Raw genomic sequence first — 15864 nt, 5'->3', positions numbered from 1 at the left:
ACCATCAGGAGGGGGATTTGACGAACATTGCACCACATCAGGGGTTGTTGACCTACGACGACTGGAACAACTGCCTGTTTCGCGCCACGTTCGCCGTCGAACCCAACGAGCCCAACGCTCGCGATCCGGTCACCCATATCGACACCTCTGACGAGTTCCTCTTCACCGCGGCGGCTCGATACGCGCCGGATGTCAGTCAAGAAGAGTTGCTGAAGAGGTTTGAAACGCTCGTCGGCGGTGCGCTCCGGAGCGAGTCCATCGACGCGGGCGTCGAGTGGACCGTCAACAACCACGGAGTGCCGGGCATCTACGCCGTTCTGTTCTATCTCTGTCGCGTTGCGTCGATGCAGGACGGTTTCGAGAGCAAGGGGTTCTACGACAAGCTGTCGGAGCAGACCGGTTCCACGCACAGTGGAGCGACCAGGCTCGCTGCCACCTGGGAGGAACTCCAGCAGTGGCTCTCACGGAGACAAGGCTATCGCCCGCTTGAGCTCCCGACCTACCCCACGTTCAGGCAAATCGGCACGACGCTCGGCCTCACCTTTCCCCGGGGACGCGATGCCACCGCGCTCCGCAAGCTCCTCGGCAGCAACCCGGAGCTCTCACTCGCCACGCTCTCCTTCGAGAGCGTGCGGAACCTATTCAGGACCAAAGGGACTCTTCTTCAGTTCACGCTGGGATTCCGAAGCGTCCTGGAGGACTTCGAGAAGGCAGTCGACTCGGACACCGAGCAAATGGCCAAGCGCATTCGGCACCCGTTTTGGCGTGCCGTGCTCGCCGCTCAGCGGGAGCTTGAGTCCGCAAGCCCGGAGGGGACCGTGGGCTTCGCCATCCACGAACCCGAAGAGGATGACGCCCAGGCCTTCCTCATGGCCAGGGAAGGAGATGCGATTGGGAAGTACACCTTCGAGCCCTGCCCGGCTGTCCTCAAGGAGGGAGAGGGATATCTGCTGTGGGAGGGCAATCCCGATGCGCCTGTTCGCGAGGTGTTCGCAGGCAAGCACCCGGACTCCTCCTTCGCACGGTTGTGGCGGGCGACGCGTACCCGCGTGCTGCCCCTGACCGGGGCCTTCATTCACGATCCGGGCAAGCGGTTTCCGAGGCTCCTCCGCTGGGATCCCGGCGTGGCGCTGTCCCTCGCGGACGCCGTCCTGTTCCGTGGCAACCCTCCCGAGGGCATCGAGCCGACGGAGTTCAAGGTGGGTGGACTTGAGGGATGGAGGCTCGGAGCATCCCTCGGAAAGGCGAGTGTCTCGGGGCCGATTCCCGATGCGTTTCTCCTGCGGCTGCGTGGCGGCATCCGTGCCGGCCGGGGCGAATATCTCGCCGCGCAGGGGTTCTTACCGGAAGTAATCGTGCCGAACGCGGTCACCGTCGAGCTCGTTGGCGACACGCCCGCGAAGAAAGAGAAGGAGGGTGTCTGGCGCTTCGTTCGCGAGCCCAAGCCCGAGCCGGGGACGCTCCGGGCTATGCTCTCCGATGGACGTATACTTGAGCAGGCTGTCTCGTTCATCAGGGCCGCGCACTCCGGAAGCTACGGAGAGCCGTCCGGAAAGAGCGGCTTCGTCGAATGGGGTGGCCCGCAGGCTCCTTCAGAGCACCGCTCGTACTGCGTGGATGTCCGCCAGCGCGAGGCTGGCAACGAGTCGTGGGACGGATCGATGCGAGCGGAGGTGTCGAAGCGTACCGTCGCGTTCGACGCCCAGTCCTCCGACCGCATCTACTTCGGACTAGCCAAGGGAGTCTTCACCCGAAGCCAGCGTGCGGGCTTTCCACTCTGCTTCGACCTGCTCGAGCTGAGGGCTGGGACTCCGAGGATGAGCTGGTCGAGGGAGTACGCCACTCCCGCCCCCGCGAGCCCTCATCTCGTAAAGGACGAGAAGCTGAAGAACCTGTGGCACGGCCTCGTCGACCGCGCCCGCGAGCAGGGAGTCATTCCGGAAAGCCACGTCTCCGCCTTCGCCAAGGTCCGCAAGCCCTCGTCGCGAGCGGTCTGCGTGCATGTCGAGCCGGAGCTGCCGCGCCGAACCTTCAAGCAACCGCGCCGGCAGCAGGTGCCGCCCGATACCGGAGCGCAGCAGGTGCAGCCGTCCACGCCCCGTACCCTCCTCGCCGTCCTCGACGCGGTGGCGAAGAACAGGAAGAGCGGGCTGACCGAGCGCGAGTTGCTTGAGCTGTGTGGCTCGTCGCTGCGGAACGGCACGGTGGCAGAGCAGTGGCACCTCGTCCACGCGCTCTGTGAGTCGGCGCTCCTGACGCCCCACCACAACGGGCAGTGGTCCGGGCGCAGCTACTATGCGGTCAAGCCGCACCTGCGCCTGCACCGGGCTTCCGTGGGCTGGATCGCCACGCTCGCGGGGCTGACCGACGCCGCAACGCGGGGTCGCGTTGCGGGCGAGCTTAAGCGAAATGGCGGCACCGCCATGCCCGAGCTCATGTCGGGTGATGGGAGCATCCAGGTGCCGCGCTGGCGGTTCCAGGAGCTGGAGACGGTGCTGAGCGCCGGTGAGCAACTCGGGCTCGGAGGGGCCTGGTTCGTTCCGCGCGTCGAGGATGTGACCGAACAGCTCCTTGAGCTCGTCCGGCGCATTCCCCCGGCACGCCAGCCGGACGCGATTCCCCGCGCGCAGCGGCTCCGCTGCTTAGATTGGAGCCAGGGCACCTTCTCCCGTACCCGCCGAGGGGAGCAGGACGTCGAGCTGTGGCGTGTCGTTCGCCACGCGCAGGCCGATGAGTACGTTCTTGAGCAGCGCGGAAAGCCCGTTGCCTCCTTCTTCAGCCGGACGGTTGCAATCCTCGCGGCGCATGCGGTGCGCGGAGAGCCGCCGTGGGCATCCGAGGGAAGGGATCTGAGGATGAAGCCAGGGCGCTATCTGCCCCTGCCGCTTGCCCGGATCCTGGCGTTCTCCGGCGATTCACTGCCGGGCTCGGACAGCGGCTCGTATTTCTACCACTTCACGAGCGAGGTCCTCCTCAGGGCGGTCACCGCTCGCCTGGGCTTTGCCACCGGAGCTGACCGATGAGAGACCCGATTGGCGTCTTCGAGCGCACGCGCGAGCTATTCCTCACCTACCTTGAGACCGCGTTCGCCATCCGGAACCTGGATGTGTCGAAGGAGCGCCGAGCTCTGCTTGAGCAGGCTGGCCAGCTATGTACGGAGCCGCTCCTGGAGGAGCTGCCCAGGTACAAGTCTTCGAAAATCGCGCTCCATGCGCTGGGGCGGGACACACTGCCCGGCTTCACGGACGAGGAACGTAAGGCATTCGAGGAGCTCGCGCTGGCGGGGCTCTTCCCTTCTCACCGCCTTGAGGAATTCCCCGCCCAGAAGGATGCCTATCCCAGGGAGGCGGACTACCCGCTCTACCAGCATCAGCTTGAGATGCTGCGGCGAGGGACCGTGCCAGGAGCCCCTGGGATCGTTACGAGTGGAACTGGCTCCGGAAAGACGGAGTCGTTCCTGCTGCCGATCTTCGCGAAGCTGGCCCGCGAGGCGGTAGGCTGGTCCGCACCTGGTGGCGATTTCCTGAAGCAGCTGTGGTGGTGCCAGGCGAATGGCACTCCTTACCAGCGCTGGACGGGCAAGGCCGACGATCCCGAGGTGTTCCCCAAGTCCCGGCGTCCGCTCGGGAAAAACGTCAAGGGCAATGCCCCCGTCAGGACGTTCGTCTCCCACCGCAAGGAACAGACGCGCAAGTCGGCGGTGCGCGCGCTGATTCTCTACCCGATGAACGCTCTGGTCGAGGATCAGCTGGTGCGTCTACGCCGTGCTCTGGACTCCGAACTCGCGGCTGAAGTCTGCCGCAATCACTTCAAGGGGAACCGCATCTTCTTCGGCCGGTACACCGGTCTTACTCCTGTCACCGGCTGGGATATCCACCCGCGCATTCACCCGGCGAACGAGGATGAGCTCGATCGCCGTGACAGCAAGGCGAAGCAGCTCTTCGAAGAGCTCCTGACGCTTGAGCGAACCCAGGAGGCCGCTGCGGAGTACGACCGTCAGAAGTTCCTGCGAGAGAACCCCGGCAAGACGAAGCAGGACTTCGCTCGGCTGGATTCGAGCCAGCGGGAGCAGACCCGCTTCCTCTTCCCGTCGCCGCGTGGTGCAGAGCTCGTCCATCGATGGGACATGCAAGCCGACCCGCCGGACATCCTCGTCACCAACGTGAGCATGCTGAACATCCTGCTCACGCGGGAGATCGACGCTCCCATCCTGGAGAAGACGCGGGAATGGCTCGCCTCCTCGGATGACGCCTATTTTTTCCTCGTCCTGGACGAGCTCCATCTGCATCGCGGCATGGCAGGCACGGAGGTGGCGTATCTGCTGCGGCTCCTCATCCATCGACTTGGGCTCGACAAGGAGGAGCATCGGCACAAGCTGCGGGTGCTCTCGTCGAGCGCCTCGCTGCCGATGGAGGGCACTTCGGCCGTCACTGGTAAAGCGAATCGGGACGAGAGTATCGAATACCTCTGGGACATGTTCGGCTTCGGCGGTGTCTACCGCGCACCGAAGTCGGCACCGAGCATCTCCGAGGCGAAAGCCGAGTGGGGAAAGTCGGTCGTCCCAGGTGAGCGTGATCTTGCGGCCATTCCCTGCGGGGACCAACTACATCCCGCGCCGTTCGTCTCCTTCCTGGAGAAGAGCGCTAGCCTCAGTCAGGCGTTCCAGACCAGCGGGCGCATCGCGGACGCGGCTGCTCCCGCCAATCCCCTGCAAGCACCGGAAGTCTGGCAGGGCGTCGCGACGGCCCTGCTGGGCTCGTCTTCTGGAAAGCTGGGCCCCGAACTCATCCGCAAGTGCATCGAGTGTTCGGGAGAGTGGATTGCGCGAGGACTACGGACCGAGGAGGGCAAGAAGAAGCCGACGCCCCTGTCCAAGGTGGCCAATGCCCTGTTTGGCGAATCGGACGTAGTGGCTCTTTCGGCGCTCAGAGGCTTGATGCTGGTCCGTGGCGCGGGAGAGCTATTCCACGGCAAGGACTGGTTCCCTGGTGAGAAGAGAATCCAGGCGCCTTCATTCCGGGTACACGCCTTCTTCCGTGCAATCGAAGGGCTGTTTGCTCCGCTCCTCGTCGGTGTCGCGCCCGAGCCCGGGAAGACAGACGGAGAGAAGGGGCTCGGCGAGCGCCATGTGGGCAAGCTCAGCATCGACCAGACTCCCCGGTTTGGCACTGAGGCCCGGGTATTCGAAGTCCTGTACTGCGAATGCTGCGGAGAACTCTTCGTAGCAGGCCGCACAGACAGAACGCCCTCCGGAGTGAAGGGACTGAAGGAAACGGAGCTGCTGCCCGGTGAGCCTTCCCTCGACGGTTCGCCCGAAAAGGCCGTTGGCGAGCTGTTCGAGACTCTGAGCTACGACACCCAGGCCGTCTTCTGGCCCACGACGAACCAGTCAAGGGAGCCGTTCAAGTCGGGGAACACTTCGGAGAACACTTCGGAGTACTGGGTCAAGGCCGTACTCGATGCACGGACGGGCGTCGCGCGCGAGGAGCAGACGTCACCGTTCAAGAAGTCCAGTAGCGCACCGGGCCACAATCAAGTCCGAGGGTTCCTGTTCTTCCGGACCCATAAGGACGAGAAGCCGGGTTCGAACGTCCCTGGAGCATGCCCAGCGTGCGGCACGGACTATTCGCCACCCGAGGGCAAGAAGCGCCGGGGCCGAGCCTCTCCTATCCGGAACTTCCGCACCGGCTTCGGCAAGACGACGCAACTCTTGGCGGGCGAGCTCTTCGGGGCACAAGTCGTGGAGGCGGGTAAGTCCGGAGCACCCTCGAAGCTCGTGTGCTTCTCCGATAGCCGGCAGGACGCGGCGAGTGCCTCGTACGACATCGAGCGCTATCACCACCAGGATCTCCGGCGGCACGTTTTCGTCGACGTGGCGCGGCGCCATGCTGAGGAGGGGCAACCGCAAAAAGAGACGGCACGGGCCGAGAAGACTGAGAAGACCGAGAAGCTGGCCAAGATGCGGAAGAAGCTTGAGGGTGTCACCGATGAAATGACCAGGGAGGCGTTCTCAAGCGCCGCCGATAAGCTCCAGGCGGATGTCGATGCCCTTGAGAAGATACTTAGGGAGGAACCCCTGGAGGTTCCCCTGACTTCTCTGCTGGAGTTCACTTACCCCGCTGCAGGGCAACGCGTGCTGCCCCTAATCGAGCGCTTCGTCCAGCTCGGCATCCATCCGAGCGACGAGGCAGGGGTAGCCCGACTGCACAACGGCAAAGAGAGAGAAGAGCGCAGATATTTCGAGTGGCACGAGCTCTTCGACGGTCTCGAAGGAAAGGCGCCTTTGACGTGGAGCCAGCGCACCCCGTCGGACCATGTCGCGGCAGCGCAGCGTGCGCTCGTCGACGGAGCGAGGACCCTGCTTCCGGAGGTGCTCTTTCACAAGGGGTACTTCTCGGCGGAACAGGCTGGGCTAGGAACGCTGCTCATCGCCAAAGGGGATCTGAAGCAGCAGCGGCGCGAGGAACTCTCCGCTCTCGCCCGAGTGCTGGCGGAGAGCTATCGCTCGGACCCAACACCCTACGAGAGCAAGGAGTGGAACGAGGCACCGAAGTTCCTCCCGCGCCGCATCAAGCGGTTCATCGAGGCATGGCTCGGCAAGCAGCCCCAAGATGCATTCGAAGCGGTCCTTGCGGAGTTGCAGGGAGCAGGGCACCCCAAGGGCATCATCTCTCTCAAGGGGCTCGTCTTCCGCGTCGCCGAAAAGAATGATCCCGCTTGGCTCTGCGTGCAGTGTCGGCGTGCGCACCTCCACAAAGGGGTAGGGCTGTGCACCCGCTGTGGCGAGAAGCTCCCGACGGTTCCGAACTCCACCGCTGGAGAGCTGCGCACGGCGAACTACCTGGCGCTGCGAATCGACCGGACGCGGAAGCGGGAGTCCAACGAAGCCACCTTCCGGCTGCACTGCGAGGAACTCACAGGGCAGACGGACGATCCGCTTGAGCGGCAGGTGGACTTCAAGGGCATCGAGGTGGAGCGAGCCTCGACCGACGAGGACAGTCCTTCGCCCGCGCGGTACTGGCGGCGCGAGGAGATCGATCTGCTCTCGGTCACGACGACGATGGAGGTCGGTATCGACATCGGTGAACTGCAGAGCGTTTTTCAGGCAAACATGCCGCCGCAGCGATTCAACTATCAGCAGCGCGCTGGCCGCGCTGGCCGCCGCGGGCAGGCGTTCTCGACCGTTTTCACGGTGTGCCGTACGAAGAGCCACGACGTGTACTACTTCCAACGGCCGGACCTGATGACGGGCCAGGAGCCACCGTCGCCGTTCCTCAATAAGAACATGGACCTCGTCGCGGAGCGGCTGCTTCGCAAGAGTGCACTCACCACGGCCTTCGCCAGCCTGCGAGGGAAGCTCTTCCCGGCCGGTCAGTACTACCCGGAGAACGAGAAGTTGGACTCACCCGGTCAGTGGCCGGCTGATGCGATGAAGCCAGGGGATGTGCACGGCGAGTTCATGTACGTCTCACAGTGGAGGAATGGAGACCCGGGCAACGATGTCCACCCGGCGAGGAACTGGAAGGCGCTGCTTGAGGCGGAGCTGCAGAGCAATAGCGCCCAGACTGCGGAGGTCGCCCGCGCGCTTGCGGACGGGGACCCGCACCATAGCCACTGGCTCGATGCAGTGACTCCGAAGAAGCTCATCGAGGACATCGAGCGAAAGCTCGTGCCGCACACGGATGAGGACGCCCTGGCTGAATCACTCGCCGACGAGGGGCTTCTTCCCATGTTCGGCATGCCGACGCGCGTGCGGTCGCTCTATACCGAACTTGTGAAGAGCAAGACCCACGGCAATCGAGGCTTCGAGTGGAAGAGCATCGAGCGCGACCTCGATCTCGCGCTATACGAGTTCAGCCCTGGCAAGGAGCTCGTCAAGGACAAGCGTATCCATCGCGTGACGGCCGTTGTCGGCCGCCTGCCGGAGTGGATCGGCCCCTCTGGACGTCCGGGGGACATCACCACTATCAAGGCGAACACTCCCGCCCTGGGCAGCCCCATCCATCTGTTCGAATGCCGCGTGTGCGGTGCCTGGAAGCAGTCGGCTACCGAAGCGTCGCCGGGGACGTGCCAAGCTTGTCGGTCGGCCTTCGCCAGCAAAGGCTACCTCTGCCGCGAGCCACAGGCATTCCGCACCAACCTGTGGCCGGTCGAGCTCAAGGATCCCGATGTGCTGATCCGCTCGCACCGCGCACTGATTGCCGCCGTCGACACGTCACCGCAGGATCACGTTGCTGGGCTGAACACCGCGATGGAGTTTCTGGCCCAGGCCACACTCTTCCGTCTTAACCCCGGCCCAGATCCAACGGAGGCTGCCGCCTCTCCCGAGGTGGCAGGAACCGAATTCGTCTCCGGTTCACGCCGCCTCAGGTACGGGCTCGTTCTCGGTCCGGACAGTGCGACTCCAGCCGAGAAGGGCCAATACGTGGCCAGGAACTGCATCGAGAAAATGGACTGGGAGAGCTCCAAGCACTTTACCGAGGAGCCAGATTCGGCGACGCAGCCGATGCTGCTCATGGCCCCGCGCATCACCGAACTGCTGGCCATCCGCCCAGGCGTAGTGCCCAGCTTCCTCGATCTCACCGGTGTCGTCCGCGGGACGCAGAACTCGCGCGCCGACATCCGTGCTGCGGCGGTGTCGGCCGCGTCCATCCTGGTCAACCGGGCTGCGTTGGAGTTCGACACCGACCCAGACGAGTTCGACGTCCTGGAACCTCGTGTCTTCTTCCAGAACGGGGCTGAAGTAGGCCCGCTCCTCGTCGTGGCGGATCGCCTCGTCAACGGCTCTGGCTTTTGCCGCCGCCTGTCCGAGCACAGCGTACTCCAGACGCTCATTTGCAGCATCCTCGATCATCCGAACGAGTATCCCCGGAAGCTGCTGACCCAGGAGCACGATAAAGAGTGCACCGCAGCTTGCTACAAGTGCCTCCTGCGGTACGGAAACCGGGCGTATCATGCGTTGCTCGATTGGCGCCTCGGCCTCGCCTTCCTCGAAGTACTCAGGAGCAGTGCCTTCTCGGCAGGCCTGACGAACGGGCACGCCTCTCCCTCGACCGATCTGTGGGACCAGTACGTCAAGACGGCGGTGGGGGACTTCGTCGCACGCTTTCCGGACACCAAGGCGACCCCCTACGAAGCGCTCACCGCGCTCTCCCTGCCCGGAGGGCCGTCACCCAAGCAGTGGCTCATAGTGCACTCGTTCTGGGCGAGGGAGGTCGGCGCGCTGAAGGGAGGGCGTCTCGATGTGGCGATCGAGAAGGTCATGGCCAGCGGCGATCAGGTGGGGTTCATCTCGGCGTTCGACCTGATGCGGCGTCCGGTGCAGGTCTATCGGAAGATGAAGGGGCTGGTGTGAAGCCCTCACGTGACGCGGCGACGTTCCAGGTGGTCGACGAACTCGGGCTCTCGCGTCTCGGAGATCTGCTGGGAACGCGTGCGTGCAAGCGCAAGGCGCTGGACCGGCATGCCGCGCTGCCCGGGAAAGCCCCCGGTGCGCTGCTAGGCACGCTCCGTCACTGGATCCTTGAGGCTGCGATTCAGGGGTGGTGGCGGGCCGGAGGGATCGTGCCCGCCGTGCCGCTGGCGGAGTGGGGCATGCTGGAGAGCGCCGATGGCCGCCGGCTGATCGCTGGCCGCCTCGTCGATGAGGCCGTGGCACGCATGAATGGGGAACTCAGCCGCACGGAGCCCTGGCGCGCCCCTTTGAGCCGGGCCTGGGCGCCCATCGCCTGGCACAATGTGCTGGTGCACCTTCGCTCGCTCGCCGTGGCGCAGCTCCCTTCAAAGCCCATCCCTGTCCCCATGGCCAGCGGCGCTCCCCCTAAACTAGCCCGGGGACTAAAACGAACCGAGGTGCCCCTGAGTAGCAAGCCGCTGCACCTGCGAGGGTCGGCGGACTTCGTTGAGTGGACTGAGGACGATATCGTCCGAATCAGTGACTTCAAGTCCGGAGCAGTGCTCGAACCGGAAGGACATCTGAAGGAAGGTTACGTCCTGCAGTTACAGGGTTACGCGCTCGCCCTGGACGACATGGCCAGCCCAAGGCCTAAAGGCTTCCGCTTGGAGGTCGTCGCCGACAGCGGAGTCTTCGACGTGGATGGACGCCGGGAGACGCTCGGCGTCCTCCGCAGCAGGATAGAGGGCCAGAAACTGCCGTGGGGACAGGCGGCAGCCACCGCCGTTGATTACGAAACGGCGGGGCCCTCATGCATGCACTGCCCACAGAGGCCTCGCTGCGCGAGTTACACGCAGTACGCCGAAGAGGGGTGGAGGTCGAACTGGGTGGGTGTGGGCCAAAGGCCGCTCCCATTGGACATTTGGGGCGTGGTCGAGAGCATCGAGGCAGGCACTACGACTTTGCGCGTCGGTATCCGGTCCCCGGAAGGGGAGCGTCGGCTGGTGGCCGGCCTCGCGCGCAGACACTTCCCATCCCGCCTCTGTCAAATCGGTGAGCCCATCTGGATTTACGCGCTACAAACACTCGAAGGCGCTCGAAGCGGGCAGTTCGTCCATCCCCTCAACTTCCATGAGGAAGGCCCGAAACCGTGGACATCAGCGTGGACGACTCAGGTGTTCCTCACCAAGTGATGCATAATCCAGGTGCCGCGTGATTATCCTTCCGGCGTGACACGCCATCGCGTTGCGGTACGGCCTTCTGAAGAAACCTCACGCCGGATGAAGGCGGTGCGGCGTCGTGACACCAAGCCGGAAGTGGAAGTCCGGCGGCTCCTCTGGAACGCAGGAGCCCGGTTCAGGCTCTGTCCCCGCAACTTGCCCGGAAGCCCCGACATCGCCAACAAGAGTGCGCGCTGGGCGGTCTTCGTCCATGGATGCTTCTGGCACGGTCATCGCAACTGCAAGTTGGCGACCGTCCCCAAGAGCAACAGCGCTTTCTGGGAAGCAAAGCTGGCCGCAAACCGCCAGCGAGATGCTCGCATGGCACGCGCGCTCAGGCAGTTCGGGTTCCGGGTTCTCGTGGTATGGCAGTGCGAACTGCGCGACGAGGGCGCCCTCGCCCGTCGGTTCTCCAAGGCAGGTATCACGAAGCGATGAGCTACGAGCTAGACGAAATCGGCGGTGACGACCTGTCATTCCTGCGCCGCAAGAGTCGTCCGGAGGCCCCTAAAGGCGCCGATCCCTTACGCCTAGTCGACCTGTTCGCGGGCTCGGGAGGCCTCACGCTCGGAGCCATGGAGTCCTGCCGTACGCTGGGAATTGGTCTTGAGGTCCGCCTAGCCATGGAATTGGACGAAGAAGTCCGTGGTGTGTACGACCTTAACTTCGAGTCATTACTCAAGGACAATCGCGCAGATGTCCGTAGCCGGTTCGACCGGGAGCCCGGACAGAAGTTGTCCGCCGCCGAGCTTAAGACCCAACAAGAAGTTGGAAAGGTAGACATTCTCGTGGGAGGGCCACCTTGCCAGGGGCACTCGGATCTCAACAATCATACCCGCCGGCGCGACAAGAAGAACGAGTTGTACATGGTGATGATCCGTGCGGTGGAGGTGCTCAAACCCACCTATGTCCTCATCGAGAACGTCCAGGGCGTTCGTCGCGACCATGGAGAGGTCCTTGAGCGCGCAACATGGTGGCTAAGCGAGAAACTGCGCTACTCGGTGGAACACCGCTTGGTGCGAATGATTGACATTGGAGTACCCCAAAAACGAGTTCGCCACATCCTCGTCGCAGCCCGAGGTAGAAACGTCGAAGAAGTGCTCAATTTCTCGCCCCGCGAACCCCCGCGAACGTTGGAGTGGGCTATCGCAGATCTCTTGGAGATTGCCCCTCGTTCGCCCTTCGACATCGCGGCTCTGCTAACTCCCGAAAACCAGAAGCGGGCGAAGTACCTTCTTGAGAACGGCAAGTACGACCTGCCAAACAGGCTTCGCCCTCCCTGTCATAGAGATAACCCCTCGCATCGTTACACTGCAATGTACGGGCGGCTCAAGTGGGAGGAGCCCGCGCACACAATCACTACCGGATATGGCAGCCCTGGTCAGGGGCGCTATCTGCATCCCAGCAAGCCGCGGACTTTGACTCCACATGAAGCGGCGCGGGTGCAGTTCTTCCCGGACTGGTTCGAATTTGGTGAGAACCCCAGTCGACGCCTGCTTGGCCACTGCATTGGTAATGCAGTGCCTCCGAAACTGGCTTTCTCCGTCCTCGTGCGACTCCTGCACAAACGGGTAGCCAGCACGATGCCGCAGACGCCCCAAGGAGAGGCCGCCTGAGACTCGCTGTGGTCTGCCCCCGATTTTTCGGACCAGTTGAAGCGTGAGAGAGTCCTCGCGGCCAGGAGGTAGGTCGGTCGTGAGGATGAGCAGATTTACCGAGGAGCAGATGGTCCGCATCCTGCGGGAGGCGGAGGCGCCTGGGGCCAGCGTGGTGGAGGTGGCCCGGAAGTACGGTGTCGTCGAGCAGACGCTCTACCGTTGGCGGCAGAAGTTCGGCGGCATGGAGGCAGGCGACGCGCTGCGGCTCAGAGAGTTGGAGAAGGAGAACGCGCGTCTGAAGAAACTGCTGGCCGAGAGGGACCTCGAAATCGAGGTCATGAAGGAAATCTCCACAAAAAAATGGTGAGCGCGGACGTCCGCCGTCGGTAGGTGCCGTACGCCATGGGGAAGGCGTACCGCATCGTGCCAATCAAGTAGCGCACCAACCCCTTGTCCCGCCGTCCGGGCCCCGCACTAGCGCTCCTGATAGGCCCGTTCAGCGGGCCGACACTCACCGGCCGTCCTTGGGACCTACAGGGTGCGCTGGGCGTACAGCCCCGTTAAACGACGTTGACAGCCCCCCCTGGGCTGGCCAGATTCCGCGCCCGTTGGCGGCTTACAACCGCCCGTTTTCCAAAGGTTTCAGGTGTCCTGATGAGCGTTACCCAGGCCGACATCCTCGCTGCGATGTCGAAGGTGATGGATCCCGAGCTTCACATCGACCTCGTGAAGGCGGGAATGGTGAAGGACATCCGCGTCAGCGGGGACACCGCGAAACTCAAGATCGAGCTCACCACGCCTGCCTGCCCCATGAAGGGGAAGATCCAGGCCGACTCCGAGGCCGCCCTCAAGGCCGTCCCCGGCCTCAAGTCCTTTGACATCGAGTGGGGCGCCCAGGTCCGCGCGGCCGGTGGCGGCATGCCCGCTGGCGCGCTCCTCCCCCAGGTGAAGAACATCATCCTCGTCGGCGCGGGGAAGGGCGGGGTGGGCAAGTCCACCGTCTCCATCAACCTCGCCACGGCCCTGGCCCAGCACGGCGCCAAGGTGGGCCTGCTCGACGCGGACTTCTACGGCCCCTCCGTCCCCATGATGACCGGCCTGGGCGACAAGCGCCCCGTCAGCCCGGACGGCAAGAAGCTCAATCCGCTCGAGGCCCACGGCCTCAAGGTCATGTCCATCGGCTTCCTCGTGGAGGCCGACCAGGCGCTCATCTGGCGCGGCCCCATGCTCCACGGCGCGCTGATGCAGCTCGTCCGCGACGTGAACTGGGGCGAGCTCGACTACCTCGTCCTCGACCTGCCGCCCGGCACCGGTGACGTGGCGCTCACGCTGTCCCAGTCCGTCCGGGCCGCGGGCGCCGTGCTCGTCACGACGCCGCAGGACGTGGCGCTCGCCGACGTGGTCCGCGCCAAGCAGATGTTCGACAAGGTCCACATCCCCGTGCTGGGCATCGTGGAGAACATGAGCCAGTTCGTCTGCCCGAACTGCTCGCACACCACGGCCATCTTCAACCACGGCGGCGGCCGCAAGGCCGCGCAGATGTTCGGGATTCCATTCCTCGGTGAAATCCCGCTGGACCTGAAGGTGCGGGAGTCTGGAGACTCCGGCGTTCCGGTGGTCGTGGGTGCCAAGGACAGCCCGGAGGCGAAGGCCTTCCAGGAAGTCGCGCGGAACATCGCAGGGCGCGTGTCAGCCCAGAGCATCAAGAGCGTTCCGCTGCCGGTGATGCAGGCCCGCTAACTATCGAGGAGACATCATGGCCCCGGCCGGCAACGACGACTTCCCGCCCGATCCGCTGCTCGACGAAGACGAACGGCAGGACCGCTCCAGTGGCTCCAACGGGCCCGCGGGCTTCGTTCCGGAGTTCGTCCGCCGCATGGCCGTGGCCGGCCTGGGTGCCCTCTTCATGACCGAAGAGGGCATCCGCAACCTCGCGGGCCAGCTCAAACTCCCCAAGGAAGCCCTCGGCTTCATCCTCGGCCAGGCCGAGAAGACCAAGGACGAGGTGACGCGCGCCGTCACCGAAGAGCTCCGCCGCTTCCTCCAGTCCGAGAAGCTGCGCGACGAGTTCCTCAAGCTCATGTCCGGCATGACGGTGGAGATCAAGGCGCAGATCCGCCTGGTGCCTCCCGAGAAGGAGGAGAAGCCCTCCGAGCCGGAAGCCTCCGCCGAGCCCACCAGGTCCCGCCGGTCCGCCACGCCCAGCGTGGTCATCTCCGAGCTCAACGCGAAGCGCCCCAGCGCGAAGCGCACCAAGAAGGAGTAACGGTGGCGGACACGCCCCCTCCCGCTGAGTCCCCCTCGAGTGCCGCACCACCTCTGCGCCCGAACGAACGGAAGAGCGCGCTGGCCAAGCGGCTGCCGCTGCTCCTGCTCGTCGCCCTCGGCCTCTACCTGTGGCAGGTGACGGGCACCCCCGAGCGCGACGTCGCGTTCCAACTCGCGGGCCCGGGCTGGGCCTCCGTGCGCGCCGTGGACCTCCAAATCTCCGACCCGGAAGGCCAGCTCCTCAAGCGCGAGGAGCGGTTCTTCCCCTCGGGACCTCCGCCTGAACTCACGTACAAGGTGGACCTGCCCGAGGGCACCTGGGACGCGGCGCTCTTCGTGAAACGTGAGGGCAGCGACGCCCGGGTGCGCCTGGAGACGGAGCTCGTCGTCGGCGAGGAGCAGTACATCGTCCGGCAGCTCCAGTTGCCCGCCGCAGTTCGTTGACCGACCCGGGGGCGTGGGCTAAGGCCGCCCGCACGCCGTTCTTCACTCTTTCCGACCCAAGAGGTGCGTACACGCCATGGCAACGGAACACATTGTCGTCGTCGGGGCAGGGCAGATGGGCGCGGGCATCGCGCAGGTGGCACTCGTCGCGGGCCTTCGCGTCACGCTGGCGGACGTCTCCGAAGCAGGGCTCGCCAAGGGCGCCGACCGCATCCGCGCCGGCCTGAAGAAGCTGGTGGAGAAGGGCAAGCTCGACGCCGCGAAGCAGCAGGCCGCCGAGGCCAACCTCTCCACGCTGACGAAGGTCACCGAGGCCAAGGACGTGGACTTCGCCGTCGAGGCCGTGACGGAGAACGAGGACCTCAAGCGCCGCATCTTCCAGGACCTGGACGCCGTGGTGCGGCCGGGCGGCGTCCTCGCCACCAACACCTCGTCCATCCCCATCACCCGCATCGCCGCGTCCACGAAGCGCCCCGAGTCCGTCATCGGCATGCACTTCATGAACCCGGTGCCAGTGATGCAGCTGGTCGAGCTCATCCGCGGCGCCGCCACGTCCGATGAGACGTACAACACCACGCGCGCCCTGGCGGAGAAGATGGGCAAGACGACCGTGGTGTCCAAGGACTACCCGGGCTTCATCGTCAACCGCATCCTCATCCCCATGCTCAACGAGGCCTGCTTCGCCGTCATGGAGGGCCTGGGCTCGATCGAGGACATCGACACCGCGATGAAGCTGGGCACCAACCAGCCCATGGGCCCGCTGCAACTGGCGGACTTCATCGGCCTGGACACCGTCCTCTACATCGCCGAGGTGCTCCACAAGGGCCTGGGCGACTCCAAGTACCGCCCCAGCCCCCTGCTGCGTCAGTACGTGGACGCCGGCTGGTACGGCAAGAAGAGCGGCCGCGGCTTCTACAAGTACTGAGCCGCCACGCGGTTA

At 64.7% G+C, this 15864-nt stretch carries 9 protein-coding genes and 1 pseudogene; all 10 read left to right on the top strand.

Annotation, left to right across the window (positions count from 1 at the left end; all coding sequences use genetic code 11):
* Positions 1–17: 17 nt before the first annotated feature.
* Positions 18–3023: a hypothetical protein gene (locus OZ403_RS19765; protein ID WP_268784843.1), complete on the top strand. Its 3006-nt coding sequence runs from the start codon at positions 18–20 to the stop codon at positions 3021–3023.
* Complete coding sequence (locus OZ403_RS19760) at positions 3020–9355, top strand: DEAD/DEAH box helicase (protein ID WP_268784842.1); 6336 nt, start codon at positions 3020–3022, stop codon at positions 9353–9355. Before OZ403_RS19765 ends, OZ403_RS19760 begins: the two co-directional genes overlap by 4 nt.
* Positions 9352–10587, top strand: a complete 1236-nt coding sequence (locus OZ403_RS19755) for a PD-(D/E)XK nuclease family protein (RefSeq protein ID WP_268784841.1) — start codon at positions 9352–9354, stop codon at positions 10585–10587. The genes OZ403_RS19760 and OZ403_RS19755 overlap by 4 nt, the downstream gene beginning before the upstream one ends.
* Positions 10588–10674: 87 nt before the next feature.
* Positions 10675–11052 carry a very short patch repair endonuclease gene (locus OZ403_RS19750; protein WP_268784840.1) on the top strand — a complete coding sequence of 126 codons (378 nt, stop codon included), beginning with the start codon at positions 10675–10677 and terminating at the stop codon, positions 11050–11052.
* Positions 11049–12230 carry a DNA cytosine methyltransferase gene (locus OZ403_RS19745; RefSeq protein ID WP_268784839.1) on the top strand — a complete coding sequence of 394 codons (1182 nt, stop codon included), beginning with the start codon at positions 11049–11051 and terminating at the stop codon, positions 12228–12230. Before OZ403_RS19750 ends, OZ403_RS19745 begins: the two co-directional genes overlap by 4 nt.
* 79 nt (positions 12231–12309) lie before the next feature.
* A pseudogene (locus OZ403_RS19740) lies at positions 12310–12599 on the top strand (transposase); the annotation flags it as partial.
* A 267-nt stretch (positions 12600–12866) separates the two neighbouring features.
* On the top strand, positions 12867–13952 hold the full coding sequence (apbC, locus tag OZ403_RS19735) for an iron-sulfur cluster carrier protein ApbC (protein ID WP_268784838.1): 1086 nt from the start codon (positions 12867–12869) through the stop codon (positions 13950–13952).
* Positions 13953–13968: 16 nt separating this feature from the next.
* Entirely contained in the window at positions 13969–14478 is a 510-nt protein-coding gene (locus OZ403_RS19730) for a hypothetical protein (RefSeq protein WP_140791977.1), read from the top strand.
* Between the two features lie 2 nt (positions 14479–14480).
* Positions 14481–14924, top strand: a complete 444-nt coding sequence (locus OZ403_RS19725) for a hypothetical protein (RefSeq protein ID WP_268784837.1) — start codon at positions 14481–14483, stop codon at positions 14922–14924.
* A 76-nt stretch (positions 14925–15000) separates the two neighbouring features.
* Positions 15001–15849, top strand: a complete 849-nt coding sequence (locus OZ403_RS19720; RefSeq protein WP_140875500.1) for a 3-hydroxyacyl-CoA dehydrogenase family protein — start codon at positions 15001–15003, stop codon at positions 15847–15849.
* Positions 15850–15864: the final 15 nt, after the last annotated feature.

The organism is Myxococcus sp. NMCA1 (assembly GCF_026810205.1).
Lineage (GTDB): Bacteria > Myxococcota > Myxococcia > Myxococcales > Myxococcaceae > Myxococcus > Myxococcus xanthus_A.
The sequence above is the reverse complement of the archived record's forward strand: the minus strand, read 5'-3'. Positions and strand labels throughout refer to the sequence as shown.

What these genes read in the sequence shown, in the direction of transcription:
- apbC (WP_268784838.1), top strand. Translation starts at nt 12,867, where the DNA reads ATGAGCGTTACCCAGGCCGACATCCTCGCTGCGATGTCGAAGGTGATG.
- OZ403_RS19750 (WP_268784840.1), top strand. Translation starts at nt 10,675, where the DNA reads ATGAAGGCGGTGCGGCGTCGTGACACCAAGCCGGAAGTGGAAGTCCGG.
- OZ403_RS19760 (WP_268784842.1), top strand. Translation starts at nt 3,020, where the DNA reads ATGAGAGACCCGATTGGCGTCTTCGAGCGCACGCGCGAGCTATTCCTC.
- OZ403_RS19730 (WP_140791977.1), top strand. Translation starts at nt 13,969, where the DNA reads ATGGCCCCGGCCGGCAACGACGACTTCCCGCCCGATCCGCTGCTCGAC.
- OZ403_RS19745 (WP_268784839.1), top strand. Translation starts at nt 11,049, where the DNA reads ATGAGCTACGAGCTAGACGAAATCGGCGGTGACGACCTGTCATTCCTG.
- OZ403_RS19720 (WP_140875500.1), top strand. Translation starts at nt 15,001, where the DNA reads ATGGCAACGGAACACATTGTCGTCGTCGGGGCAGGGCAGATGGGCGCG.